Origin of the sequence: Actinorhabdospora filicis (assembly GCF_030269765.1) — a bacterium.
GTDB lineage: Bacteria > Actinomycetota > Actinomycetes > Mycobacteriales > Micromonosporaceae > Actinorhabdospora > Actinorhabdospora filicis.
Genome location: NZ_BSTX01000004.1, coordinates 512260 through 536114 on the forward strand (window position 1 = coordinate 512260; position 23855 = coordinate 536114).

26 protein-coding genes and 1 pseudogene are annotated in these 23855 nt (G+C 71.3%); 17 read left to right on the forward strand and 10 right to left on the reverse strand.

Annotation, left to right across the window (positions count from 1 at the left end):
- The first annotated feature begins 2 nt into the window (after window positions 1-2).
- Complete coding sequence (locus QSK10_RS27400; RefSeq protein WP_285666007.1) at window positions 3-401, forward strand: DUF4279 domain-containing protein; 399 nt, start codon at window positions 3-5, stop codon at window positions 399-401.
- On the opposite strand, the gene QSK10_RS27405 is transcribed toward QSK10_RS27400, so the two are convergent.
- Window positions 392-691 carry a hypothetical protein gene (locus QSK10_RS27405; RefSeq protein ID WP_285666008.1) on the reverse strand — a complete coding sequence of 100 codons (300 nt, stop codon included), beginning with the start codon at window positions 689-691 and terminating at the stop codon, window positions 392-394. The two genes, QSK10_RS27400 and QSK10_RS27405, sit on opposite strands and share 10 nt — an antisense overlap.
- Window positions 688-1122 carry a DUF6234 family protein gene (locus QSK10_RS27410; protein WP_285666012.1) on the reverse strand — a complete coding sequence of 145 codons (435 nt, stop codon included), beginning with the start codon at window positions 1120-1122 and terminating at the stop codon, window positions 688-690. The genes QSK10_RS27405 and QSK10_RS27410 overlap by 4 nt, the downstream gene beginning before the upstream one ends.
- Window positions 1123-2275: 1153 nt before the next feature.
- Between QSK10_RS27410 and QSK10_RS27415 the strand changes: the two genes are divergently transcribed.
- On the forward strand, window positions 2276-3460 hold the full coding sequence (locus QSK10_RS27415; RefSeq protein WP_285666014.1) for a sensor histidine kinase: 1185 nt from the start codon (window positions 2276-2278) through the stop codon (window positions 3458-3460).
- Window positions 3457-4125, forward strand: coding sequence for a response regulator (locus QSK10_RS27420; RefSeq protein WP_285666017.1), 669 nt, complete (start codon window positions 3457-3459; stop codon window positions 4123-4125). Before QSK10_RS27415 ends, QSK10_RS27420 begins: the two co-directional genes overlap by 4 nt.
- Window positions 4126-4313: 188 nt before the next feature.
- Here the strand turns inward: QSK10_RS27420 and QSK10_RS27425 are convergent, their stop codons facing one another.
- The 5 genes from QSK10_RS27425 to QSK10_RS27445 all read right to left on the reverse strand — a co-directional run bounded on the left by QSK10_RS27425 (window position 4314) and on the right by QSK10_RS27445 (window position 9378).
- Window positions 4314-4583 (reverse strand): hypothetical protein, encoded by a 270-nt coding sequence (locus tag QSK10_RS27425; protein WP_285666019.1) that lies wholly within the window; start codon window positions 4581-4583, stop codon window positions 4314-4316.
- 193 nt (window positions 4584-4776) lie between these two features.
- Window positions 4777-5835 carry a 2-oxoacid:ferredoxin oxidoreductase subunit beta gene (locus QSK10_RS27430; protein ID WP_285666021.1) on the reverse strand — a complete coding sequence of 353 codons (1059 nt, stop codon included), beginning with the start codon at window positions 5833-5835 and terminating at the stop codon, window positions 4777-4779.
- Entirely contained in the window at window positions 5828-7705 is a 1878-nt protein-coding gene (locus tag QSK10_RS27435) for a 2-oxoacid:acceptor oxidoreductase subunit alpha (protein WP_285666023.1), read from the reverse strand. The genes QSK10_RS27430 and QSK10_RS27435 overlap by 8 nt, the downstream gene beginning before the upstream one ends.
- A gap of 181 nt (window positions 7706-7886) precedes the next feature.
- Entirely contained in the window at window positions 7887-8858 is a 972-nt protein-coding gene (locus tag QSK10_RS27440) for a hypothetical protein (RefSeq protein ID WP_285666024.1), read from the reverse strand.
- Window positions 8851-9378, reverse strand: coding sequence for an RNA polymerase sigma factor (locus QSK10_RS27445; protein WP_285666026.1), 528 nt, complete (start codon window positions 9376-9378; stop codon window positions 8851-8853). The genes QSK10_RS27440 and QSK10_RS27445 overlap by 8 nt, the downstream gene beginning before the upstream one ends.
- A gap of 355 nt (window positions 9379-9733) precedes the next feature.
- Between QSK10_RS27445 and QSK10_RS27450 the strand changes: the two genes are divergently transcribed.
- Window positions 9734-10312, forward strand: a complete 579-nt coding sequence (locus tag QSK10_RS27450) for a hypothetical protein (protein WP_285666027.1) — start codon at window positions 9734-9736, stop codon at window positions 10310-10312.
- Between the two features lie 63 nt (window positions 10313-10375).
- Here the strand turns inward: QSK10_RS27450 and QSK10_RS27455 are convergent, their stop codons facing one another.
- Complete coding sequence (locus tag QSK10_RS27455; RefSeq protein ID WP_285666028.1) at window positions 10376-11212, reverse strand: hypothetical protein; 837 nt, start codon at window positions 11210-11212, stop codon at window positions 10376-10378.
- Window positions 11209-11724: a SigE family RNA polymerase sigma factor gene (locus tag QSK10_RS27460; protein WP_285666029.1), complete on the reverse strand. Its 516-nt coding sequence runs from the start codon at window positions 11722-11724 to the stop codon at window positions 11209-11211. Before QSK10_RS27460 ends, QSK10_RS27455 begins: the two co-directional genes overlap by 4 nt.
- Window positions 11725-11811: 87 nt before the next feature.
- Between QSK10_RS27460 and QSK10_RS27465 the strand changes: the two genes are divergently transcribed.
- The 13 genes and pseudogenes from QSK10_RS27465 (at window position 11812) to QSK10_RS27525 (ending at window position 23067) form a co-directional block, all read left to right on the forward strand.
- Window positions 11812-12183 carry an NADH-quinone oxidoreductase subunit A gene (locus QSK10_RS27465; protein ID WP_285666030.1) on the forward strand — a complete coding sequence of 124 codons (372 nt, stop codon included), beginning with the start codon at window positions 11812-11814 and terminating at the stop codon, window positions 12181-12183.
- Window positions 12183-12398, forward strand: coding sequence for a hypothetical protein (locus QSK10_RS27470; protein ID WP_285666031.1), 216 nt, complete (start codon window positions 12183-12185; stop codon window positions 12396-12398). Before QSK10_RS27465 ends, QSK10_RS27470 begins: the two co-directional genes overlap by 1 nt.
- Window positions 12398-12916, forward strand: coding sequence for an NADH-quinone oxidoreductase subunit B (locus tag QSK10_RS27475; RefSeq protein ID WP_285666032.1), 519 nt, complete (start codon window positions 12398-12400; stop codon window positions 12914-12916). The genes QSK10_RS27470 and QSK10_RS27475 overlap by 1 nt, the downstream gene beginning before the upstream one ends.
- A 7-nt stretch (window positions 12917-12923) precedes the next feature.
- Window positions 12924-14219 carry a DUF2252 domain-containing protein gene (locus tag QSK10_RS27480; RefSeq protein ID WP_285666033.1) on the forward strand — a complete coding sequence of 432 codons (1296 nt, stop codon included), beginning with the start codon at window positions 12924-12926 and terminating at the stop codon, window positions 14217-14219.
- 572 nt (window positions 14220-14791) lie between these two features.
- Window positions 14792-15274 carry a carboxymuconolactone decarboxylase family protein gene (locus QSK10_RS27485; protein ID WP_285666034.1) on the forward strand — a complete coding sequence of 161 codons (483 nt, stop codon included), beginning with the start codon at window positions 14792-14794 and terminating at the stop codon, window positions 15272-15274.
- A gap of 143 nt (window positions 15275-15417) precedes the next feature.
- The gene (locus QSK10_RS27490; protein WP_285666035.1) at window positions 15418-15966 is read left to right on the forward strand and encodes an NADH-quinone oxidoreductase subunit C; all 549 of its coding nucleotides are present in this window, start codon (window positions 15418-15420) and stop codon (window positions 15964-15966) included.
- A gap of 1 nt (window position 15967) precedes the next feature.
- A complete protein-coding gene (locus tag QSK10_RS27495; protein WP_285666036.1) occupies window positions 15968-16930 on the forward strand; it encodes a complex I subunit 1/NuoH family protein in 963 nt (320 codons plus the stop codon).
- Between the two features lies 1 nt (window position 16931).
- A pseudogene (locus tag QSK10_RS27500) lies at window positions 16932-17553 on the forward strand (4Fe-4S binding protein); the annotation flags it as partial.
- A complete protein-coding gene (locus tag QSK10_RS27505; protein ID WP_285666038.1) occupies window positions 17438-17956 on the forward strand; it encodes an NADH-quinone oxidoreductase subunit J family protein in 519 nt (172 codons plus the stop codon). The pseudogene QSK10_RS27500 and the gene QSK10_RS27505, both read left to right, overlap by 116 nt.
- A complete protein-coding gene (gene nuoK / locus QSK10_RS27510; protein ID WP_285666039.1) occupies window positions 17956-18279 on the forward strand; it encodes an NADH-quinone oxidoreductase subunit NuoK in 324 nt (107 codons plus the stop codon). The genes QSK10_RS27505 and nuoK overlap by 1 nt, the downstream gene beginning before the upstream one ends.
- Entirely contained in the window at window positions 18276-20114 is a 1839-nt protein-coding gene (locus QSK10_RS27515; protein ID WP_285666040.1) for an NADH-quinone oxidoreductase subunit 5 family protein, read from the forward strand. The genes nuoK and QSK10_RS27515 overlap by 4 nt, the downstream gene beginning before the upstream one ends.
- Window positions 20111-21589: a complex I subunit 4 family protein gene (locus QSK10_RS27520; RefSeq protein ID WP_285666041.1), complete on the forward strand. Its 1479-nt coding sequence runs from the start codon at window positions 20111-20113 to the stop codon at window positions 21587-21589. The genes QSK10_RS27515 and QSK10_RS27520 overlap by 4 nt, the downstream gene beginning before the upstream one ends.
- Window positions 21586-23067 (forward strand): NADH-quinone oxidoreductase subunit N, encoded by a 1482-nt coding sequence (locus QSK10_RS27525; protein ID WP_285666042.1) that lies wholly within the window; start codon window positions 21586-21588, stop codon window positions 23065-23067. Before QSK10_RS27520 ends, QSK10_RS27525 begins: the two co-directional genes overlap by 4 nt.
- Here the strand turns inward: QSK10_RS27525 and QSK10_RS27530 are convergent.
- The gene (locus QSK10_RS27530; protein WP_285666043.1) at window positions 23064-23810 is read right to left on the reverse strand and encodes an SDR family oxidoreductase; all 747 of its coding nucleotides are present in this window, start codon (window positions 23808-23810) and stop codon (window positions 23064-23066) included. The genes QSK10_RS27525 and QSK10_RS27530 overlap by 4 nt on opposite strands.
- Between the last annotated feature and the right edge of the window lie 45 nt (window positions 23811-23855).

Genomic DNA, 23855 nt, shown 5'->3' on the forward strand with positions numbered 1-23855 from the left:
GCTTGGAGCAGTACGTCTACTTCGACCTGAGCGGCCAGACGCTCACCGCGCTGCGGCTCGACGCGCTCATCGGCCTCCCCGCCGACGAGTGGCTCGTGCGCGGGGCCCGGCGGACCACGCCGGTCCCGGTCCCGCCGTGCCACTCGTGGCGGATCGTCTGCCGCGACCCGGATCTGCGCGTGGACGAACAGGCCGCGCGCGTCCTGGACCGCCTCCGGCCGTACCGCACCCGCATCGCCTCGCTGGTCGCCGACGGCGAGGTCACGGCCGCGCTGCGGATCGTCCGGCGCTTCGACGGGAATCCCGGTGCACGGCTCGGCTGGACGCTCGGGCGCGAAGCCCTGGACTTCCTCGCCGCGACCGGCGCCACCATCGACGTCGACGAGTACGGCTACGCCTGACCGAGGAGCCCCGCGACCTCACCGACGGCCCCCATCAGGGCCAGTACACCCGTCGCGATCGCCAGCCAGCGCACCCGTCCCAGCCACGCCACCGCCGTCATCGCCACCGCGCCCGCGGTGAAACCCCCTCCCAGCCACAGCGCGGCGGCCCGCTCCCGCGCGGCCTCGTCCGGATGCGGCGTCGTGAACAGCACCGCCACGTCCAGCCACCGCGAGGCCAGCACCGCCACCCCCGCGACCCACACCAGGCCCACCCCGGCCACCGCGAGCCACGTCCACCGCCGGTTCATCCCGTCCGCATTCCCCGCGAAGGCCCCGGCGAAACCCGATGATGCGGCGTCGGGTTCGGCACCGGCCGGTCCGGCGCCAGATCGGCCGAGGCCACCGACAGCACCAGCAGCCCGCACAGCAACGCCACCACCGCGTACGTCAACGCCACGATCGGCAACCGCCCCGCCGCCGAAAGGAGGGCGATCACCAGCGGCCCGCCGACGGTGAACGCCCCCAGCCACACCGTCGCCCCGTCCAGGGCCCGCTCGGTCCCCGGATCGCGCTCCGCGTAGGGATAGGCGAAGTAGTTCCCCGCCACCGCCGCACCCAGCACGCACATCCCACCCAGCCACAAGACGGTCACCGCCGTCACCGCGGCCACGAACCGCGCCCGCCGCGCCTCGGTGGGATGCGGCGGGGACTCAACGGGGAGATCGAGATCAGCCAGCACCACACGCCCCCGGCGAGACGCCCCATAACGCGGTCACGGCGACAAGGCTACGGGCCGGGTGGGCGGCACGCCACCGTCGGTGAGGGGTGGGGTTGGGGGTTGGGGGTGGGGGGTGGGTATCGGCTTGCTGGATGGGGCGGGGCGGGGCGGGGTGGGTCGGGTTGGCCGGCCGCCGCCGCATCCCTCTGGCCGGGCCGCGCACGCTGCGATCGGTGAGGGAGGCGGGCCACCAGCTCGCCGGATAGGTCGGGCCGGGTCGGCGGTGTGATGGGTGCGGGGCGGGTTGGCCAGCCGCCGCATCCCTCTGGCTCGGCCCCATGCCATGCCATGGCGTGGGTGTGAGGGCTTGTCGCTCGGCCCCTCAGTACCCCGCTCGCCGGGTTGCGCAGGCCGCCGTCGGCGCGAGGTGCGAGCTTGCCGGTCGGCGACCCTCGCACCTCTCTGACCCGGGTTCCCCATGCCGCCGTCGGCGAGGGTTTGCCATCTGACCACCCCACCTCGCCGGGCGGGTCCCCAAGCCGCTGGCAGCGTTGAGGGCGGGGGTATGCCGTCCGGCCGCCCACCCCTCTGGCCGGGCCGCGCACGCTGCCTCGGTGAGGGGCGCGAAGGCTTGTCTCTCGCCCCCGCCGTGCTGGCCGCGCCTCTCACGTCGCCGTCGGCGGGGCGGGGGCGAGGCTCCACGGGGAGGCCGAAGGCAGCGGCGGTTCGGCGTGCTCGCCGGGAGGCGCCCGATAACGCGGTGATGACCCAAGGTCGCAGGTCGCACACCTCGTCGGTTGAGGTGAGGGGGTGGTCGGGGCCCGCCGGGTGTCTCGGCTTCCGGGTGGCTCGGCCGTCCCCGCGAGATGCCTCATGACGCGGGCACGGTCAAGGCCACGGCGCGCGCCATCATTGTTGCGGGGTTGCGGGGTTGCGGGGTTGCGGGGTTGCGGGGTTGCGGGGTTGCGGGGTTGCGGGGTTGCGGGGTTGCGGGGTTGCGGGCGTCCCCGCCACCCTTTCCCCGAACCCACCCGCCACCGGCGTCCGCCACCCGCGCGGGTTCGGCCCACCCGCCTCCCGGCGGCGTCCCACCCGCCTCCTGCGCTGCGTCCGCCCACGGTATGACGCCGGGAGTCCGATGCGCACCAACACCCGGGCGGTTACCGTCGGTGCCGTGACCGACCTCCGACACCTGCTGACCCGCTGGCCGCGCGCCTGGCACATGATCGGCCTCGACGTGTGCACGGCGGTCGTCATCACGATCATCTACATCGGCTTCGGGAACATGACCCCGCAGCCCGGCGAGTACACCTACGACGGCCCGATGTGGATCGCCGTCGTCCTCGCCGTCGGCGTCGGCGGGCCCATCGCGGTCCGCCGCAAGTGGCCGCTGCCCGCGCTGGCGTGCGTCGTGGTGTGCACCAGTGTCGCCACCGTCGCCGCGATGACGAAGGAGCCCTACACCGCCACCGTCATCGCGATGTACATGGTGGCCCTCGCCGAGCGGCGGTCGTGGTCGCTCATCGCGCTCGTCGCCACGGCCGTCATCACCGGCGCCGCGCAGTTCATCGGCCTGCACCTCAACATCGGGCAGAACCTCACCGACACCGCCCAGATGGTCGGGTTCCTGTCCCTCGTCCTCACCGTCACCTGGGTCATCGGGCACGGCACCCGCCGGCTGCGGCTGGCCGAGTTCCGCAACGCCGCCGAGTCCACGTCCAAGGCCATCGTGGACGAGCGGCTGCGCATCGCCCGCGAGATGCACGACGTCGTCGCCCACTCCCTGTCGGTCATCGCCGTCAAGGCCGGTATCGCCAACCACGTCGCCGAGGAGCACCCCACCGAGGCGCGTGAGGCCCTCCGCGTCATCGAGACGATCAGCCGGGGCGCGCTGATCGAGATGCGCGGCATGCTCGGTGTCCTGCGCTCCGACACCGAGGACGCCGAACTCACCCCCGCGCCCACCCTCGCCGAGATCCCCGCGCTCGCCGAACGCGCCCGGCAGGCCGGGGTGCGCGTGAAGCTGGAACTGACCGACCTCGACGGGCTGCCCGAGGGCGTGTCCCTGGCGGTGTACCGGATCGTCCAGGAGGCCCTCACCAACGTGGTCAAGCACGCCGCGCCCGCCGACTGCCGCGTGACCGTGGCCGCCGTGTACGGCGAGGTGCGCGTCGACATCGTCGACGACGGGCCGGGCCACCGCGTCCTGCCCGAACGCTTCAGCGAGCCCGGGCACGGCGTCGACGGCATGCGGGAACGGGTGATGATGTTCGCGGGGACCTTCGAGGCCGGGCCGCGTCCCGGCGGCGGCTTCGCCGTGCGCGCCCGCATCCCGTACCGGACAGGAGAGACCAGTTGAGCGAGCCCATCCGCGTCCTGATCGTCGACGACCAGGCCCTGCTGCGCGGCAGCTTCCGGCTCCTGGTGGACACCGCGCCGGACCTGACCGTGGTCGGCGAGGCCGAGAACGGCGCCCAAGCCGTCGCCCTGGCCGCCGCGACGCGGCCCGACGTCGTCCTGATGGACGTGCGCATGCCCGAGATGGACGGCATCGAGGCCACCAGGCGGATCACGGCGGCGCAGGAGACGCGCGTGCTGATGCTGACCACCTTCGACCTGGACGCCTACGTCTACGACGCGCTGAGGGCCGGCGCGTCGGGTTTCCTGCTGAAGGACACGCCCCCCGGTGAGCTGCTCACCGGCATCCGCGTGGTCGCCTCCGGCGAGGGCCTGCTCGCGCCGACGGTGACCCGGAGGCTGATCCACGAGTTCGCGCGCAAGGAGGTCACCCCGTCCTCGGGCGCGGGCGCGGACCTGTCGGGGGTCACCGAACGCGAGAAGGAGGTCCTGACACTGATCGCCAAGGGCCTGTCCAACGCCGACCTCGCCGCCCACCTGCACGTGAGCCTGGCGACGGTGAAGACCCACATCGGCCGGCTCCTGGCGAAACTGCGGGCCAGGGACAGGGCGCAGCTGGTGATCATCGCGTACGAGTCGGGCCTGGTGGGGGTGGGGGAGAAGTGAGTGCGTCGAGCTGTAGTGACATCGCCCAAGGCCGGTCGGTGACGAGCACCCGCCTGTGCTCGCCGGTGAGCCGGTACGAGCGGGTCGCGGTGTCGAGGAGCAGTGTGGACACGTGGGGATCGGCGCCGAGAATCGCCTGCCAGTAGTGGGTGACGCCCGAGGCCGCGTAGAGGGCGGCCCGGAACGGGTCATCGGGGGGGTTCGTCGTACACGTCGATCACGAGCGCGACGTCAATGGCGGTGAACCGGATCGCGCCGTGGATGAGCGCGGCCCATGGAACCACGACGATGCCGGGTGCGAGGTCGGTGCGCTGGTCGAGTCTCAGGCGCACGCCGTGCGTCGCCGTGAGTTCCGAAGGGGCGGAGGCGTCGAGGTGTGTTGTGAGATGTGCCGTCGCGCGTCGCCGAAGGCCGCTCGGGTGGGTGGTCCTGGCGACGGTGCTGTCCAGGTACTCCACCGTCGAGCCCACGCCGGGCAGCAGCCAGGGGTTCGGGTCGTAGAGGTAGGGCCCCAGTTGTAGACCGTACTGGGCCGGTGGGGCGGCAGGTCGATCATGCCCGTATAACCGATCATCTGTGCGAAAGGTTACGCGGCCTGCGGTCACGCGAAAGGCCCCGGCCGAAGCCGGGGCCCACACACGCGAGAAGCCGCTACAGGATCGTCCAGGTGTCCCCGGAATTCAGCAGCCGCGCCAGTTCCTCTTCCTTCGGCGCCGACGTCGCCGCCGTCTCCAGCTGCTCGCGCACGATCGAGTCGTACGTGGGCCGTTTGACGTTGCGGAGGACGCCGATGGGCGTGTTCCGCAGGTCGAGGCCGGGGAGGCGGGACAGGGCGAAGGCGTAGGAGGCGTCTTCCACGGTCTCGTCGTGGACGACGATGTCGGCCGGGTCGACGGATGCCGTCTCGGCGACGCCGAGGCCCCAGCCGGTGCGGACGACGGCCCACTGGCCGTCCTTGCCGAGGGTGATGGGCGAGCCGTGTTCGAGGCGGATGAGGGCCTCGTCGCGGGACTCGGGGTCCTTCAGGACGTCGAAGGCGCCGTCGTTGAAGATGTTGCAGTTCTGGTAGATCTCGACGAAGGCGCTGCCCTCGTGCTCGGCGGCCGCGCGGAGCACCGAGGTGAGGTGCTTGCGGTCGGAGTCGATGGTGCGGGCCACGAAGCTGGCTTCGGCGCCGATGGCCAGGGACAGCGGGTTGAACGGGTAGTCCACCGAGCCCATGGGGGTGGACTTGGTGAGCTTGCCGACCTCGGAGGTGGGCGAGTACTGGCCCTTGGTCAGGCCGTAGATCCGGTTGTTGAACAGCAGGATCTTCAGGTTGACGTTGCGGCGCAGCGCGTGGATGAGGTGGTTGCCGCCGATGGACAGGGCGTCGCCGTCGCCGGTGACGACCCAGACCGACAGGTCGGGGCGGGACGCGGCCAGGCCGGTGGCGATGGCGGGCGCGCGGCCGTGGATGGAGTGCATCCCGTAGGTGTTCAGGTAGTACGGGAAGCGCGAGGAGCAGCCGATGCCGGACACGAAGCAGATGTTCTCGCGGGCCAGGCCGAGCTCGGGCAGGAAGCCCTGCATGGCGGCCAGGATCGCGTAGTCACCGCAACCGGGGCACCAGCGGACCTCCTGGTCGCTTTTGAAGTCCTTGGCGGCCTGGGGGCCGGTGGCCTTGGGGATCAGGTCGAAGGCGGTGCGCGCCGCGACGGTCTCAGACATTCTTGACGACCTCCTCGAAGACCGACTCCAGCTCGGTCGACGTGAACGGCAGTCCGCGGACCTGCTGGTAGCCGATGACGTCGACCAGGAAGCGGGCGCGAAGCACGGTGGACAGTTGGCCGAGGTTCATCTCGGGGACGATGACCTTGTCGTACGAGGCGAGCACCTTGCCGAGGTTGGCGGGCATCGGCGAGAGGTGCCGCAGGTGGGCCTGGGCGATGGACTGCCCGGCGGCGCGCAGCTTGCGGCAGGCCGCGCCGATCGGGCCGTAGGTGGAGCCCCAGCCGAGGGCCAGGACGCGGGCGTCGCCGGTCGGGTCCTCGACTTCAAGGTCGGGGACCTCGATGGCCTCGATGCGGGCCGCGCGGGTGCGGACCATGAGGTCGTGGTTGGCGGGGTCGTAGGAGATGTCGCCGGTGCCGTCGCGCTTCTCCAGGCCGCCGATGCGGTGCTCCAGCCCGGCGGTGCCGGGGACGGCCCAGGGCCGCGCGAGGGTCTGCGGGTCGCGCTTGTAGGGCCAGAACACCTCCTCGCCGTTGTCGAGGGTGTGGTTGGGGCCGTCGGCGAAGGCGACGCGCAGGTCGGGCAGCTCGTCGATCTCGGGCAGCTTCCACGGCTCGGAGCCGTTGGCGAGGTAGCCGTCGGACAGCAGGATCACCGGGGTCCGGTACTGGACGGCGATCCGGCAGGCCTCCAGGGCGGCGTGGAAGCAGTCGGAGGGCGAGCTGGCGGCGACGACCGCGACGGGCGCCTCACCGTGGCGGCCGAACAGGGCGATGTTCAGGTCGGCCTGCTCGGTCTTGGTGGGCAGGCCGGTGGACGGGCCCGCGCGCTGCACGTCGACGACGACCAGCGGCAGCTCCAGGGCGACGGCGAGGCTGATCGCCTCCGACTTCAGGGCCACGCCGGGACCGGAGGTCGAGGTGACGCCCAGGGCGCCGCCGTAGGACGCGCCGATGGCCGCGCCGACCGCGGCGATCTCGTCCTCGGCCTGGAAGGTGGTGACGCCGAACTTCTTGTGGCGGCTCAGCTCGTGGAGGATGTCGCTGGCCGGGGTGATCGGGTAGGCCCCGAGGAACACCGGCAGTTCCGAGCGGACGCCCGCCGCGACGATGCCGTAGGCGAGGGCGGTGTTGCCGGTGATGTTGCGGTAGTTGCCGGCGGGCAGCGTCGCGGGCTTGACCTCGTAGCGGACCGCGAAGCCCTCGGTGGTCTCGCCGTAGGCCCAGCCGGCCTTGATGGCGGCCACGTTGGCGGTGGCGATCTCGGGGCGGGCGGCGAACTTGCGCTCGATGAACGCGATGGTCGACTCGACCGGCCGCGAGTACAGCCAGGAGATCAGGCCCAGGGCGAACATGTTCTTGGCGCGCACGGCGTCCCGCTTGGGGACCTCGTACTCGGCGAGGGACTCCACCGTCATCGAGGTCAGCGGCACCTGGTGCACGGTGAACCCGGACAGCGAGTCGTCCTCGAAGGGGCTGGTCGCGTAGCCGACCTTGGCCATGGCGCGCTTGTTGAACTCGTCGACGTTCACGATGACCGTCGCGCCGCCGGGCAGGTCGCCGACGTTGGCCTTGAGCGCGGCCGGGTTCATCGCCACCAGCACGTCGGGCGCGTCGCCCGGGGTGAGGATGTCGTGGTCGGCGAAGTGCAGCTGGAAGCTGGACACGCCCGGCAGGGTCCCGGCGGGGGCCCGGATCTCGGCGGGGAAGTTCGGGAGCGTCGACAGGTCGTTGCCCAGCTGCGCGGTCTCGCTGGTGAAGCGGTCACCGGTGAGCTGCATGCCGTCACCCGAGTCCCCGGCGAATCTGATGACGACGTGATCGAGTTGCCGGATCGGTTTCGCTTCGGGTGAGCTGACGTCGCTCACGGCGCCCTCCAAATACGGGCCAGCGGGGCCGGTTAGGGCACCCTCGCTTCTGGCGGAAGAACCTGGGTACGACCGATGGAGGCGCGTCGCTGCGCCACTCCACCGCAACACTGTCCTACACCCGCGATGCTACGTCGCGCGCGGAGGCCGTCGCGTAACCTGCGACACTCGCGCGGCGATGTCACGCGCCCGCCTGGGTGCCGTTCAGGCCCTCGGGGACCTGTCCTCCGGTGTCGCCGCCGGGGGCGGCCGGGGACGGTGGCGGGGACGACGGGCTCGACGAGGCCGAGGGGCTGCCGGACGGCGACGTGTTCGGGGCCGGGACCTCGGCGAACGCGCCGCCCGCGAAACGGAAGTGCCTGGTCGTGGCCACCCCGCCGGTCTTCGTCGTGACCGCGATCACGCCATCGTGGACGGCGACCGCGGCGAGGACGTCCTTGGCGTCCACGCCGGAGCTCACGAAGCCGATGGGGGTCTTCTGGTCGCTCAGCACGACCAGGCCCTGGACGGGCGTGGCGCCGCAGCCCACGGGCAGCAGCAGCTCGTCGCCGGGCTTGCCGTCCACATTGGCCCGCACGGCCACCGCGGGGCCGGGCAGGACCCGCCAGGACGAGGCCGCCGGGGGCTGCGCGGCGGTCCCCGAGCTGGGATCGGCCGAGGCCGTGCCGCTGGGCGAGGCGGGCGGCACCGGCGGCAGGGCGACGCCGTCGGCGAAGCGGAAGACCCCGGCCGGGCAGGCGCTCGCGAGGGCGCCGGGCCAGGCGGGCAGGGTCAGTTCGGTGTTACGCAGGTCGGTGACGGGCGCGGGCGAGGGCACCGCCGATTCACTGACCTGAAGACCGTCGGGACCGTCGGGGTCGCCGGGGTTCTTCGTGTCGTCGTTGGTGTCGCCGTGCTGGTTGGCGCTGGGGCCGGGGAAGTACGAGGAGTTGGTGGCGACGGCCACGCCGCCCAGCAGCAGGGTGAAGCAGCCGGTGACGGCCGCGCCGAGGGTGATCGCGCGGCGGCGGGCGTGCTTCTTCGCCTCGCCGAACAGGGCGGGCGAGCCGGTGCGCGCGAAGGCGTCGGCGGCTTCGGTCTTGTAGGACGCGAAGGCGGCCTTCAGCAGGTCGTCGGCGGCGTCGTCGCGATCGAAGTCGTCCTTCTCAGCCACGTCGGCTCGCCTCCTTTCTGCTTCGCTCGGCCTCGATGCCGGGTTCGATCTCGGTCAGGTGCTTGGCCATCTCGGTCCGGCCGCGGTGCAGCCAGGACTTGACGGTGCCCTCCTTCGCCCCGGTCTCGCGGGCGATCTCGGCGATGGGCATGTCGGCCAGGTAGTGCAGGACCAGCGCGCGGCGCTGCTTGTCGGGCAGGCGGCGCAGGGCGGCGACCAGCGCGACGTGGTCGGGCGACATGCCGGGGTGCGCCTCGGGCGGCCCGGAGCGGGCCAGGAAGCGGCGGACGACGGCCAGGCGGCGGTGGCGGCTCATGGCGAGGTTCCACGCGACCCGGCGAACCCACGCGATCGGGTCGTCGTAGGCGCCGATCTTGTCCCAACGCTGCCACGCCCGCAGGAAGGCCTCCTGCACGAGATCCTGCGCCTCGGTCGCGTCGGCGGTGTAGGCGTAGAGCTGTGCGGACAGGTCGGAGAAACGCGCGTCGTAGAGCGCGATGAACTCCGACTGCGAGCGCATCCGTTCCCTTTCCGCGGACAGGCCGACATGACCGGCGCCCGTACGCGGTTCCCCGTCGGCTCCGGCCGTACCCATCCTCCCCCGTCCCGTGCGCGGGCGCTGCGCCAGGGGCGGGATCACGCCCGGTATATACGAAATGGTGCTTTTGTCGAGTCGAATCGACGACCCCGCCGCCAGAGGTTCTGCGAAGGCCATGTCATCTCCTCGTCCAGTGTCCAACGCTTTCGGATGCGAGTAGGACACGCCCTGTTGCCCCTTCGGGTTGCGTCACGGGCACACCCGGCGCGGAACGGTGGATCTTGAGCGTGGCCCGTGTATCGTCCCCCACACCTGCCGTGACGAGAAAGCAAAGGTCATGACCTACCCACCTCAGCAGCCCGGATACGGCCAGCCAGGCTACGGCCAGCAGCCCCCCATCGGTCACACCGATCCCTACCAGCAGCCGCAGGCGGCCCAGGGTCAGCCCGCTTACCCGCCGCAGGGGTACACCGACCCCTACCAGCAGCAGGGGTACCAGCAGCAGCCTCCGCCCGCGCAGGCCGGCGGCGGCTCGCAGGGCTGGATCAACCTCGACGCGAAGTTCTTCCCGCTCGCGTGGATCCTGTACTTCTTCAAGCCGAAGGTCTTCATCAACGGCCAGCAGTACCAGGCCCAGTGGAACCAGAACCAGTTCCCGGTCCCCCCGGGCAACCACCACGTCCACGTCGAGGTCCCCTACTTCCTCCCCCCGAAGCTGGGACCGGCCGACATCCAGGTCCCGGTCGCGCCCGGCCAGCAGGTCTCCATCGAGTACCGCGCCCCCGTGTGGCAGTTCTCTCCCGGTGCCCTCGGCCCGGCGCCGCAGCCGTGGAACGGCACGCCGATCCTCATCGCGATCTACGCGGTGCTGGCCGTGCTGATCATCTGCTCGTGCGCCCTGCCGTTCATCGGCTGAGCGTGACGACGACGTGAAGGCCCCGGACCACCTGGTCCGGGGCCTTCGCCGTGCTCGGGGGCGCTAGCCGTAGGTCGGCGCCATCGGCAGGGCCAGGGCGATGGCCTTGACGTCGTCCACGGTCACCTGCGGGAGGGTCGAGGTGCCGTCGCCGGCGCTCAAGGAGGTGTCGTCGGGGGTGAAGACGAGGGCCTTGACCCGGACCACCGTCCCATCGCCGCGCAGGACGATGGCGACGTTCTTGACCTCGCCGCCGTCATTGGAGTCCACACCGCCGCGCCAGACGATCAGCTCACCGTTGGGGCCGTTCTCCGTGTGGCAGTCCACGGACTCTTCCTCGCACCGGCCGATCTCGCGCAGGTAGTCCTCATCGCCGCCGTCATGCGGGAGCACCGGCTCGACGTTCACCATCAGCCAGGTGGGATCCCCGGTCGGGAAGTGCACGATCACGTCCATCCCGATGCCGTCGCGCCGGGTCGAATCCCCGAATTCGAGCAGCTCCCGGTCGGGAACGTCCCCGGGCGCGGCGATCAGTGGCCGCTTGACCAGGGTCTGGCCGGGGAAACGCGCGGCCAGGACGTCCCTGAGCGCGTTCTGGTAGCGGTGCTCGGGGTCGGGATTCCCCTGCTGGATGTACCAGTCCGAGCCCGAGGTCGCGGGCGAGGACGAGGAACCGGCGGCGGCGTCGTTCACCGGCCTCGCGCCGCCCTGCTGGAGGGCGAAGCCGACCAGCGCGACGACGGCGGTGATGCCCGCCACCGCCCCGGACGTCCGCCACGCCCGGCGGCGGCCGACGACGCGGCGTCCGGCGCTGATGATGTCGTCTGTGTCGTTACGGGGGAGCGGGGGCGTCTCCCCGAGGGCGTCGTGGAAGACGCCCCGGACTTCTTCATGGTTCATGTCGCGGCTCCTCGGCCGAAGGTGAGCTGTGTCTCGTCGAGCAGCCCGCGCAGCGTCTGCAGCCCCCGCGCGGTCTGGCTTTTCACGGTCCCGGCCGAGCAGCGCAGGGCCTGCGCCGTCTCCTCGACCGAGAGGTCCTCCCAGAAACGGAGGACGAGGGTCGCCCGCTGCCTGGCCGGCAGCTTGGCGAGAGCGGAGAGGGCGACGATGCGCCCGGTGGTGTCGGCGGTCACCGACGCCGGTTCGATCGGGGCCGCGGCGTAGGCCCGCTCCCGGCGGAACCAGCCCCGTCGCCCCTCGTCGATGAGCGTGCGCATCACGATCTGGCGCGCGTAGGCCTCGGCGGTGGGGCGGCGGGTCCGCGTCCAGGCCGCGTACAGCTTCACCAGCGAGGTCTGCACGGCGTCCTCGGCGCGATGCCAGTCGCCGCACACCAGATACGCGCTGCGCAGCAGCGCGTCCCGGCGGGCGGCGGCGAACTCGCGGAACTCCGCTTCCTGACGTGGGTTCATATGGGCGGTCCCTCCTCGCCCCTTCTACGCACCCCGTCCGCGCTTCGGTTGCATCGTTTCGCGAAACACGCACTAGGCTTACTCACCGTGGACGGTTACCTCGGTTCATACGCGACACTCGGTATCTTGCTGCTGGTCGCCGGAGCCTTCTTCGCCGTCGCGTACACCGCGAACCGGTTGCTGCGGACGAACGCTCCCTCGGCGGCCAAGTCGACGACGTACGAGTGCGGCCTCGATCCCGCCGGAGGCGACTGGGCACAGGCGCAGATCCGGTACTACGTCTACGCCTTCCTATACGCGTTGTTCGCGGTGGAGAGCGTTTTCCTCTTCCCCTGGGCGACGGTCTTCGACGCCCTCGGCATGATCACCGTGGCCGAGATGGGCGTCTTCGTCGCCGTGCTCGCCCTCGGACTCCTGTACGCCTGGCGCAAGGGCGTCCTGTCCTGGACGACCGCGTGATGACGAGCGAGTGCGTGGTGGCCGCCTGGCGGCGGGCCTTCGGGCTCGACGAGGCGGGCTCACCGCTGGCGCGGCTGATCGCGCCGATCGTCACCCCCGACCTCTACGACGACGGCCTGGACGACGAGCCCGCGCGCACGTGCGTGGCCCTGCGTCCGGTGCCCGCCCGCGTGCGGTTCCCCGTGGTCCGCCGACCCCCGACCCGGAGGTACTGATGGAGCTGCCGCAAGTCCTGGGCGAACCGATTCGGTTCATCCTCAACTGGGGACGCAAGTACTCCCTCTGGGTCTTCAACTTCGGGCTGGCCTGCTGCGCCATCGAGTTCATCGCGGCGTCCATGGGCCGCCACGACTTCATGCGCCTGGGCGTGATCCCCTTCGCGCACGGCCCGCGGCAGGCCGACCTCATGGTGGTGTCCGGCACCGTCACCGACAAGATGGCGCCGGCGATCAAGCGGCTCTACGACCAGATGCCCGAACCGAAGTACGTGATCTCCTTCGGGGCGTGCAGCAACTGCGGCGGCCCGTACTGGGACTCCTACTCGGTGACCAAGGGCGTGGACCAGCTCATCCCGGTCGACGTGTACGTCCCGGGCTGCCCGCCGCGTCCGGAGGCGCTGTTGCACGGCATCCTCACACTCCAGGAGAAGATCGCCGCGGAGCGGTCGGGTTTCGGGGGTGTCCGCAAGACCGCCGCCGAACTGAGCGCGCCACCGGTACCACCCCCGACATAGGAGAGCAATGGACGCTCGTTCCTCGTTCATCGTCGACGTCCTCCGGGCCGAGTTCGGTGAGCTGATGGCCGCCGACCCGTACGCCTTCGAACGCAAGTTCCGCAAGATGGCGGGCAACGCCTTCGCCTTCTACCGGGGCAGCGCGTGCCTGTTCTACGCCGACGTGCACGGGCAGGACGACCCGTACCTGGACGAGCGCACCTCACGCGTGTGGATCCACGGCGACCTGCACGCCGAGAACTTCGGCACGTACATGAACGCCGCCGGTCAGCTCGTGTTCAACGTGAACGACTTCGACGAGGCCTACGTCGGTCCCTTCACCTGGGACCTGAAGCGCTTCGCGGCGTCCATCGCGCTCATCGGCTACGGCAAGGCCCTCTCCGACGAGGACATCTCCGTCCTGGTCCGCCGCTTCGCCGCCGCCTACCTGCGCGAGATCCGCGTCATCGCCGCCAAGGGCGACGACGCCATCGGCGAGCTGACCCTGGCCAACACCGACGGGCCCCTCAAGCGCGTCCTGCAGGAGGCCCGCCTCAACACCCGCACCGCCATGCTCGACCGGCAGACCACCATCGACGACTACGACCGGCGCTTCTCGGTCTTCGAGGGCGTGTACGAAGTGGACGACGCGACGCGCTCCCGCGTCCTCGACGCCTTCTACGACTGCCTGGCCACGATGCCCTCGGACTACGTGCTGCGCCCCACGTCCATCGAGGTCAAGGACGTCGTCCTGCGCAAGGGCGTGGGCATCGGCTCGGCCGGGCTGCCCTCGTACAACCTGCTGCTGGAGGGCAACTCGCAGGCCCTGGAGAACGACGTCGTCCTGTACATGAAGCAGGGACAGGTGCCCGCCGTGTCGCGGGTCGTCACCGACTCGGCCGTCGCCTCCTACTTCGCCCACCAGGGACAGCGCACCGCCGAGTCGCAGCGCGCCCTGCAAGCCCACGCCGACCCGTGGCTCGGCTACGCGACCCTCGACGGGATCGGGCAGGTCGTCGCCGAGGTGTCGCCCTACGCCTCCGACCTGGACTGGACCGAGCTGGACGACATGGGCGACATCGGCCTGGTCGTCGGGTCGCTGGGGGCGGCGGTGGCGCGGATGCACGCGGTGGCCGACGACGAGTCCTCGCACACGCTGGTGGACTACTCCACGGAGGAGGCCATCGCGGCGGCGGTGGGGGAGGACGACAAGGGGTTCGCGGAGATGCTGGTGGAGTTCGCGCACGGGTATGGGGTCAGGGCGCGGACGGATCACCAGTTGTTCGTGGATGTGTTCCGGAATGGGCAGTTGCCGTTGCGGTAGGGTTTCGCCCTCGATCGGTCTTTGGCTGTTCCCTGCGTTGGGGGTGGGTGGCTTCTTGTCTTCCCGCGGATCGTCCCTTGGCTAGTCCCCGTGTTGGCGCTATTTGACGGTCGCCGTCTGGTCAGGGCTTTCAGCCCTGGGACCTGACCAGGGGTGCGGCCCCTGGACGCCGGACCTCTCTCGGGAGGCTCCACCCGCGTTCGGCCTTTGCGACGGTGAACGATGAACCTCGGGGTGTCAAGCCAAAGAACGCGGCTTGACACCCCGAGAACCCTCGTTCGAAGAACCCATCCGGCCGACCGAGGGAGGATCCTCTCCTTTCCCGAGACAGCTTCAGCGGATCTGGTCTCGGGGGCGCGGTTTGTCGGCGGGTTGCGGGCCGTCTCGGTCCGGCTCTAAAACAACAAGCTCCGTCTGTTGCCCGGGTTTTGACCCCGTTGCCTGCCAGTCACTGTGCCCGGGTTAGATCCCTCGGGCTGGTGGTCGGCAATGTGACCGCCGTCTCTCTCGCGCCTGTCACACACTTCCTGCGCCCTCCGTCATAGAGGTGTTCCAACCGGTCCATCCCTTCGATGAGAGGCATCACCGACATGACCCTCAAGTCCCGCTTCGCCAACCCCGCCGCCGACCTGCCGCAGATCGGTGAGGTCGCCGCCGCCGTGAACAAGGTGAACGACGGCGTGCTGCCCAAGACCCTGTGCGACCTGCTCGGCCTGCGCGTCGGGCAGCTGCTGGGCAGCTCCTACTTCACCGCCCGCATCATCCGCGACTCGGAGGACACGCCCGAGCGTCTGGGCGCGGTCGCCACGTGGCGCGACTCGCCGTACTTCACCGACGCGGAGAAGGCCGCGCTCGCGCTCGCCGAGGCGGTGCACACGCCGAGTGCGGGTCCGCGTGTCTCCGATGAGCTGTACGACGAGGCGACCAAGCACTACTCCGAGAAGGAGCTCGTCGTGCTCACCGCCGTGCTCGGGCAGATCGGGTTCTTCATCCCCCTGGCGCTGATCGGGCGGCCGATTCCGGGTGTGGCTCCGCAGGAGCAGTGGAAGAACTGATCCACCCTCGACGGGCCCGCGCATGAGCGCGGGCCCTTTCACATGTCCTGATGGGACGGGGTCCCCATACGGCATCGTCCCGCGAAAGAAACACGCCTCCCGGCCGCCCCTCACCGCCCTCGCGTGACGCTAAGGTGACCCCCATGGACGTCACCCAGCTCGAAGGTGAGACCGCCGACGGCGGGCACCCACGCCCCACGGTGGACGTTCCACCGTCGGCGTGGCGGGACACTCTCCTCAAGGCGCGGGACGTGCTCGGCTGCGACTTCTTCGACTGGCTGTCGGCCGTCGACGAATCGCCGGACGGGTTCCGGCTGGTGGCGCACGTGTGGTCGGTCGCGCAGAAGGAGGGCGTGCTGATCCGCGCGCTCGTCCCGCCGGGTGAGACCGTCGACTCGATCGTGGACGTCTACCCGGGCGCCGACTGGCACGAGCGGGAGACCGCCGAGATGTTCGGGCTCGACTTCGACGGGCACCCGAACCTCATTCCGCTGCTGCTGGCCCCCGAGTTCGAGGGGCATCCGCTGCGCAAGGACTTCGTGCTCGCCTCGCGGGTCGCCAAGCCCTGGCCGGGCGCGAAGGAACCGGGCGAGAGCCACGCCGCGCCCGGGGGACGCAAGAGGGCGCCGATGCGGCCGCCGGGCGTCCCCGAACCGGGGACCTGGGGCCCCAACGAGCGGGAAGGCGACTGACATGCCGGTCTGGCTGGAGATCGCGATCCGCGTCGCCGGAGTCTTCGTCGCCTTCCTCACGCTGCCGCTGATCGTGGGCCAGACCGAGCACAAGGTGATGGCGCACATGCAGGGACGCCTCGGGCCCATGTACGCCGGGCGGTTCCACGGGTGGGCGCAGCTCATCGCCGACGGCGTGAAGTTCGTCCAGAAGGAAGAGGTCGTGCCCGGGGCCGCCGACAAGTCGGTGTTCCGGCTCGCCCCCGCCGTCGCGCTCGTCCCGTACCTGGTGGCGCTGCTGGTGATCCCGCTGGGACCCGGGGACCTCGTCGCGCAGCCCCTCGACATGGGGCTGTTCCTGGTCCTGGCCGTCGTCGGCGTCGGCATCGTCGCCGTCCTCATGGCCGGCTGGGCCAGCGCCAACAAGTACACGCTGCTGGGCGCGCTGCGCGCCGCCGCGCAGCTGCTCGCCTACGAGCTGCCGTTCGTGCTCGCCGCCGCCAGCGTCGCCATGGCCGCCGGGACGCTCTCCCTCACCGGCATCGTCGAGGCGTGGCGGCCGTGGTGGCTGCTGTGGCAGCTCCCGGCGCTGTTCGTGTTCTTCACCGCCGGGCTCGCCGAGATCCGCCGCCCGCCCTTCGACGCCCCGATCGCCGACTCCGAACTCGTCTTCGGCTACCTCACCGAGTACACCGGACTGCGCTTCGCGCTGTTCCTGCTCGCCGAGTACGTCGGCATCGTCGTCATCTCCGCGCTCACCACCGTCCTGTTCCTCGGCGGCTGGAAGGGACCCTTCGCCAGCGACACCCTCGGGTGGCTGTGGACGCTGGTCAAGGTCGGCGCGGTCGCGTTCGTGATCATCTGGCTGCGGGTGGCGTTCCCGAGGTTGCGGGTGGACCAGTTGCAGAAGTTCTGCTGGCTGGGGCTGGTGCCCATCGCACTGCTCCAGCTGATCCTGACCGCCGTGGTGAAGGTGGGTTTCTGACATGGAACTGCCGGGCAAGGGCCTGCTGAAGGGCCTCGGCGTCACGCTCAAGACGATGACGCGCAAGAACGGCGTCCAGCAGTACCCGGACGTCCAGCCCGACCTCCCCGCGCGCTCGCGCGGAGTGATCGCGCTGATGGAGGCCAACTGCACCGTCTGCATGCTGTGCGCGCGCGAATGCCCCGACTGGTGCATCTACATCGACTCCCACAAGGAGACCGTCGAAGTGCCCGGCGCCGCCCGGGCGCGGCAGAAGAACGTCCTCGACCGCTTCGACATCGACTTCTCCCTGTGCATGTACTGCGGCATCTGCATCGAGGTGTGCCCCTTCGACGCCCTGTACTGGGCCCCGGAGTTCGCCTACGCCGAAGGCGACATCCGCAACCTCCTCCACGACCGCGGACGCCTCGGCGAGCACATGGCGCACGTACCCGCGCCCGACGCCCACGACCCCATGGGCGAACCGTCCAAAGAGGAGTCGACCGCCGCCAAGAAGGGCGGTGCCCGGTGACCGTCACCGACGTCCTCGTCTGCGCCCTGGGCGCGGTGAGCCTCGGCGCGGCGATCCGGGTGGTCACCACGAACCAGATCGTGCGGGCCGGACTGTGGCTGGTGGTCGCGCTCGGCGCGCTCGCCGGGGTGTACCTGGTGCTCACCGCCGAACTGCTGGCGTGGGTGCAGGTCCTGATCTACGTGGGCGCGGTGGTCGTGCTCATGCTGTTCGCGGTGATGCTGACCCGCGCGCCCATCGGCCGCAGCGACGACCTGGACCGGCCCCGGCTGCCGGCGATCCTCGTCGGCGGCGGCGCCGGGCTCGGCCTGGCCGCGGTGCTCGCCGACGCCTACCGGTGGAGCTACATCGGACTGTCCGGTGTGGAGCCCGGGAACGCCGAGGCGCTGGGCCGGGAGGTCTTCACCGGCTGGGCGCTGCCCTTCGAGGTCCTGTCGGTGCTGCTGCTGGCCGCCCTGGTCGGCGCGATCGCGATCTCCCGGCCCGAGGTCGGCGAGCGGCGGGAGGAGAGCTGATGCATCCGGTGATCCCGTACGTCCTGGCCGCGCTGCTGTTCGGGACGGGCGTGTACGGCGTGACCGTGCGCCGCAACGCCGTCCTGCTGCTGATGTCGGTGGAGCTGATGCTGGGCGCGGTCAACCTCGTCCTGGTGACCGCCGACGTCACCCTCAAGCAGCACGTCGGGCAGGCTTTCGCGCTGTTCGTGATCGTCATCGCCGCCGCCGAGGTCGGCCTGGGCCTGGCGATCGTGCTCCAGCTGTTCCGGCTGCGCCGGTCGATCGTCACCGACGAGGTGGGCGCCGAGCGCGAGCCCGTCGCCGTGAGCGAGGACGCATGAGCCCCCTGGTCGCCCTCTGGGCCCTCCCGCTGGCCCCGGCCGCCGCCGCGCTGGCCGGGTTCCTGCTGCCGCTGAAGGCGAAGCGGACCGCCTCGCTGCTGGCCGTCGCCGGTGTCGCGGCGGCCGTGCTCGCGCTGGTCCTGGTGTACACCACCGGCGGACTGTCGAGTGTGGACGGCGATGAGACGCGCTTCATCAGCGACGGCCCGGCACTCGTTCGGTTCGGGAGCGTCGCGGTCACCCTGAGCGTGGGGATGAGCCAGCTGACCTGGTGGGTCGGCCTCGTCGTGGTCGTGGTCGCGCTGATGGTGCAGGTCTACTCGATCGGGTACCTGCGCGCCGACGACGAGCGCTACAACCCCTACGCCGCGCAGATCTCGCTGTTCACCGCCGCGATGCTGCTGGTCGTCGTCGCCGACGACCTGGTGCTGCTCATGATCGGCTGGGAGGTCATGGGGGCCTGCTCGTACCTGCTCATCGGGCACGACCGCAAGCTCCCGCAGGCCCCCGCGGCGGCGGTGAAGGCGTTCCTGGTGACCCGGGTCGCCGACGTGGCGTTCCTGATCGGCGTGCTGATGCTGGGCTTCCACATCGGCAGCTTCCGCGTCGACGCGATCGCCGAGTACGCATTGGAGAACGGGCACAGCACGATGCTGACGGTGTCGGCGGTGCTGATCATGATCGGCGCGTTCGGCAAGAGCGCCCAGTTCCCGCTGCACACCTGGCTCCCGGACGCCATGGCCGGCCCCACGCCGATCTCGGCGCTCATCCACGCCGCGACCATGGTCGCCGCCGGAGCCTACGTCCTGGTCCGGCTCTCGCAGCTGCTGTTCACCGCCGGGACCGCCACGTTCCTCCAGATCGTCGCGGTCGTCTCGATGGTCGTGGCCGCGCTGGCGGCGCTGGCCACCGACGACCTGAAGCGCGTGCTGGCCTGGTCCACCGTCAGCCAGGTCGCCTACATGATGGCCGCCGCCGGGATCGGCGCCTGGGACGAGTCGATCTTCTACCTCGTCGGGCACGGCTTCTTCAAGGCCCTGCTGTTCCTGACCGCCGGGGCCGTCATCCACATGACCGGCACCAACTCCATGTCGGCGATGGGCGGGCTGCGCAAGGGCGCGCCGGTGACGTTCTGGACCATGACGATCGGCTTCGCCGCCCTCATCGGCCTGCCGCCGCTGACCGGCTTCTACGCCAAGGAACACGTCCTGTCGCACGCCTACGGGCACGAGCACCTGGTGTTCTACGGCGGCCTGGCCACCGCGCTGCTGACCGCCGCCTACGCCACCCGCGCCTGGCTGCGCACCTTCTTCGGCGCTCCTCGCGGCGAGGCTCACGCACACGACCCGAACCCGTGGATGCTCTGGCCGCTGCTGATCCTGGCCGTCCCCACGGTCGCGCTGGGCGCGGTGATGTCTTTCCTGCCGAGCCCGCCGATCGGCGCCGGAGCGGCCGATCCGACCGCGATGGGCCTGACGATGACCGCGATCGCGGTCGGCATCGGGCTCGCCTGGGGCATCTGGCGCACCGACAAGGCCGCCGATCCCGCCCGCGTCCTCGGCCCGCTCGGGCCCGTCTTCGAGCAGGCCGGTTACGTCAACCAGATCCAGGACGCCCTGATCGTCACGCCCGTGCGGTTCCTCGCCACGGTCGCCCGCCGCTCCGACGAGTCCCTCGTGGACGGAGCCGCCGAGGGCGCCGGGAAGGGCATCGGGCTGCTCGGCCGCGCCGTCGCCCTCACCCACCGCGCCGGGATGCCCCGGCACGTCCTGTCGGTGCTGGCCGGCGCCCTGCTGATCGGCGCGGCCGCCGTCGTCATTGGAGTGTGGGGATGAACGCCCTGCTGATCGCCGTCGTGGCCGTGCCAGCCCTCGGCGCGGGAGCCGCCGCCGTCCTCGGGTACCTCAAGAAGGAGCGGGCCGCCGCGATCGCCGGGACGGCCTTCGCCGCGCTCGGCCTCGTCCTGGCCGCCCTCCTGGCACTGGACCACAGTGGAGCCCCGTGGTCGCGGGTGCGGACCGAGTGGGTCCCGCTGCTGCACCTCGACTTCGACCTCGGCGTCGACGGCGTGTCCTACCCCCTCGTCGTCCTCAGTGGACTGCTGACGCTGCTGTGCTGCGCGTTCACGGTGTGGAAGAAGACCGATCGCCCGCATCTCCTCATCGCGCTGCTGCTGATCGTGGACGCCGGGATGCTCGGGGTGTTCCTCTCCCTCAACCTCGTGCTCTTCTTCGTGTTCTTCGAGGTCGTCCTGCTGCCGATGTTCGCCATCATCGCCGGGTGGGGCGGCGCGAACCGGCGGCACGCGGCCGTCAAGTTCGCCCTCTACACCCTTCTCGGCTCGCTGCTGCTGCTCGTCGGCATCTTCGTCGTGGTCACCGGTGCCGAGACCGGCGACATCATCGCCATCACCGCCTCCGGCGGGGGCGGCCTGAGTCGCAACACGCAGCTCCTCGCCTTCGTGCTCCTCGCCGTCGGGCTGGCCATCAAGGCCCCACTGTGGCCACTGCACTCCTGGCTCCCCGACGCCCACACCGAAGCGCCCACCGTCGGCTCGGTGATCCTGGCCGGCGTCCTGCTCAAGATGGGCACCTACGGCCTCATCCGCGTCGCCGTCGGCGTCGCGCCCGAAGGCGCCTCGCGGGCCGCGCTGGTCCTCGGCGTCCTCGCCGTCGTCGCGATCCTCGTCGCCGGGCTGGTCTGCCTGGCCCAGACCGAGCTCAAACGCCTCATCGCCTACTCCTCGGTGGGCCACATGGGCTTCGTCCTGCTCGGCATCGCCACCCTCACCCCCGCCGGGCTCACCGCCGCGCTCCTGGGCAACATCGCCCACGGGCTCATCACCGGCCTCCTCTTCTTCCTCGCCGGAGCCGTCAAGGACCGCGCCCACACCGGCGAACTCGCCCGGCTCGGCGGCCTGCGCGAAGTCGCGCCCGGCCTCTCCGGCCTCCTCGGCTTCACCGCCCTGGCCTCCCTGGGCCTCCCCGGCCTCGCCGGATTCTGGGGCGAGGCCTTCGCCGTCTACGCCGCCATCCAGCGCCACCAGGCACTGTGGACGGTCCTGGCCGTCCTCGCCGCGATCGGCGCGGCCCTCGCCGCCGCCTACCTGCTGCGGATGCTGCGCCTGGTCACCCACGGCGGCACCGGCGAAGCCGTGGCCGCCATCGCCCGGCCCGGGCTCGCCCGCTACGAATGGGCGTCCTACACCCCGCTCGCCGCCGGAGCACTCGTCCTCGGCCTGGCGCCCTTCCTGGTCCAGGCCCCGATCGCGGAGGCCGTCACCGGCATCCTCCAGGCGGTGGCCCGATGACCCAGGCAATCGACAACGTCGCGCTCCTCCCGGCCTACCTCGCCGCCGGGACGGCCGTCCTCGTCCTCCTCGCCGACCTGCTCCTCCCGCGCCTCACCTACGCCGCCGCGGCCCTCGGCACGATCGGCGTGGGCGCGGCCGCGATCTGGGTGGGCACCCTCGGCACCCGCCAGACCTTCTGCCTGGCCGACGGCTGCTCCTTCGTCGCCGACGACACTGGCGCGCTCATCGCCGTGGTGTTCAGCGCGCTCACCCTCGGCGTCATCGGCCTGTCCGTGCCCGCCCTGCGCGCACCGGACGGCCCGCCGCGCGGCGAGTACCTCTTCCTCCTCGCCTGCTCCCTGGCCGGTGGCGTCGTCCTGGGCTACGCCCGCGACCTCATCACCATCGTCGTCGCCCTGGAGACCCTGACCCTGCCGCTGTACGCGCTCGTCGGGTTCCGCCGCCGCGCGGTCGCCTCCGCCGAGGCCTCCGTCGACTTCCTCGTCGTCTCGGTGGTGTCCAGCGCGGTCACCCTCATGGGCGCCGCCCTCCTGTACGCCCTCACCGGCACCGTCCACCTGACGAAGCTGCGCGAGGCCCTCTCCGGCCCCGCCACCGACGGCGGCCCGCAGGGCGTCGACACGTCCCTGCCACTGGTCTCGGTCGCCGCCGTGCTCGTCCTGGTCGGCATCGCCTTCAAGATCGCCGCCGTGCCCTTCCACGCCTGGGCGCCCGCCACCTACGAAGGCGCGCCCCTGCCCGTCGCCGCCTACCTGTCCACCGCCTCCAAGGTCGGCGGCGTCATCGCCCTCCTCGCCGTCGCCCTCGGCGGCCTGCGGCCCATCCTCGACGGCACCGCCGGTGTCCTGTTCGCCGTGGTCGCGGTGGCCACCATGACCGTCGGCAACCTCGCCGCCCTCCGCCAGACCCGCATGGTCCGGCTCCTGGCCTTCTCCTCGATCGCCCAGGCCGGGTACCTCCTGGCACCCCTCGGCGTCTTCGTCTACGCCACCGGGAACATCGGCGACACCGCGAACACCGTCATGACCGCCGTCCTCGCCTACACCGTCTTCTACGTCCTGCTGGAGATCACCGTCTTCGGCGTCCTGATCGCCGTCCGCGGCGGCGCGCAGGGTGGCCCGATCAGCGAATACGCCGGGCTCGCCCGCCGCTCGCCGATCCTGGCGGGCGTCTTCGTGCTCGCGCTGGCCGGGCTCGCCGGACTGCCGCCCGGCCTGGCCGGGCTCTTCGCGAAGGTCACCGTCGTCGACGCCCTCCTCAAGGGCAACGCCGTGTGGATCGCGGTGGCCGTCGCCGTCAACGCCGTCATCGGCCTCGTCTACTACGTCCGCGTGGCGAGCGTCGTCGTGCGCGGCGGGACGCCGGAACAGGCCGCCCGCGTCCCGTGGCCGGTGGGTCTGGTGCTCGCGGCGGCGACCATCGCCGCGCTCGTGGCCGGCGTCGCCCCACAGTGGGTCCTCGCCGCCGTCGGCTAGCCGAGCCTGGCCGCCAGGAAGTCCTCCCAGGTGCCCGCGCCCGTCCGCACCCGCTCCAGCGACAGGTTGTCGCCCGCGCGGTAGGCCCTCCCGACCTTCCCGGGCATCCGGACCGGCAGCAGCGGGCGCTTCTTGCCCCGCGCCGCCAGGAACCCGCGCAGCAGCTCCCGCATGTCGTACACCCGCGGACCGGCGATGTCGTCGACGAGCCCCTGCGGCTCGCCCACGGTCAGCTCGACGAGGCGCGCGGCGACGTCCTCGCTGGCCACCGGCTGGAAGCGCAGGCCGCCCGGGGCGGGCACCAGCGGCATCTTCGTCATCTTCTCGGCGATGGTGAAGACCAGGTCGTGGAACTGCGCGGCCCGCAGGATCGTGTGCGGGATCTTCGAGTCGCGGATCGCGTCCTCGGCGGCCAGCTTCATCTTGAACCACGAGATCGGCATCGTGTCGGCGCCGATGACCGAGATGTGCACGATGTGCCCGACCCCCGCTTCTTCGGCCGCCCGGACCAGGTTCGCCGCGGCGACGTCGTCGCCCTTCTGCCCGCCCGCCAGGTGCAGGACGGTGTCGATGCCCCGCATCGCCTCCGCCAGGCCCTCGCCGGTGGTCAGATCGCAGGCGACCCGGTCGGCGCCGGGCTTCGCCGTCCGGCTCAGCACCCGGATCTTCGCGCCGGCCGCCGCCAGGCGGGGGAGGACCTGCTTGCCGAGGGTGCCGGTGCCACCGGTGACCAGAACGTACATCGCGCGCTCCTTCGTGGGGGGTTCACCCGGTTGACCGGCGCCGGG

Coding starts and splice junctions, on each gene's coding strand:
- QSK10_RS27495 (WP_285666036.1), top strand. CDS start 15,968: ATGCCGGTCTGGCTGGAGATCGCGATCCGCGTCGCCGGAGTCTTCGTC.
- QSK10_RS27485 (WP_285666034.1), top strand. CDS start 14,792: ATGAGAGGCATCACCGACATGACCCTCAAGTCCCGCTTCGCCAACCCC.
- QSK10_RS27455 (WP_285666028.1), bottom strand. CDS start 11,212: ATGAACCATGAAGAAGTCCGGGGCGTCTTCCACGACGCCCTCGGGGAG.
- QSK10_RS27460 (WP_285666029.1), bottom strand. CDS start 11,724: ATGAACCCACGTCAGGAAGCGGAGTTCCGCGAGTTCGCCGCCGCCCGC.
- QSK10_RS27490 (WP_285666035.1), top strand. CDS start 15,418: ATGGACGTCACCCAGCTCGAAGGTGAGACCGCCGACGGCGGGCACCCA.
- QSK10_RS27475 (WP_285666032.1), top strand. CDS start 12,398: ATGGAGCTGCCGCAAGTCCTGGGCGAACCGATTCGGTTCATCCTCAAC.
- QSK10_RS27530 (WP_285666043.1), bottom strand. CDS start 23,810: ATGTACGTTCTGGTCACCGGTGGCACCGGCACCCTCGGCAAGCAGGTC.
- nuoK (WP_285666039.1), top strand. CDS start 17,956: ATGCATCCGGTGATCCCGTACGTCCTGGCCGCGCTGCTGTTCGGGACG.
- QSK10_RS27445 (WP_285666026.1), bottom strand. CDS start 9,378: ATGCGCTCGCAGTCGGAGTTCATCGCGCTCTACGACGCGCGTTTCTCC.
- QSK10_RS27450 (WP_285666027.1), top strand. CDS start 9,734: ATGACCTACCCACCTCAGCAGCCCGGATACGGCCAGCCAGGCTACGGC.
- QSK10_RS27520 (WP_285666041.1), top strand. CDS start 20,111: ATGAACGCCCTGCTGATCGCCGTCGTGGCCGTGCCAGCCCTCGGCGCG.
- QSK10_RS27470 (WP_285666031.1), top strand. CDS start 12,183: ATGACGAGCGAGTGCGTGGTGGCCGCCTGGCGGCGGGCCTTCGGGCTC.
- QSK10_RS27430 (WP_285666021.1), bottom strand. CDS start 5,835: ATGTCTGAGACCGTCGCGGCGCGCACCGCCTTCGACCTGATCCCCAAG.
- QSK10_RS27405 (WP_285666008.1), bottom strand. CDS start 691: ATGAACCGGCGGTGGACGTGGCTCGCGGTGGCCGGGGTGGGCCTGGTG.
- QSK10_RS27525 (WP_285666042.1), top strand. CDS start 21,586: ATGACCCAGGCAATCGACAACGTCGCGCTCCTCCCGGCCTACCTCGCC.
- QSK10_RS27515 (WP_285666040.1), top strand. CDS start 18,276: ATGAGCCCCCTGGTCGCCCTCTGGGCCCTCCCGCTGGCCCCGGCCGCC.
- QSK10_RS27480 (WP_285666033.1), top strand. CDS start 12,924: ATGGACGCTCGTTCCTCGTTCATCGTCGACGTCCTCCGGGCCGAGTTC.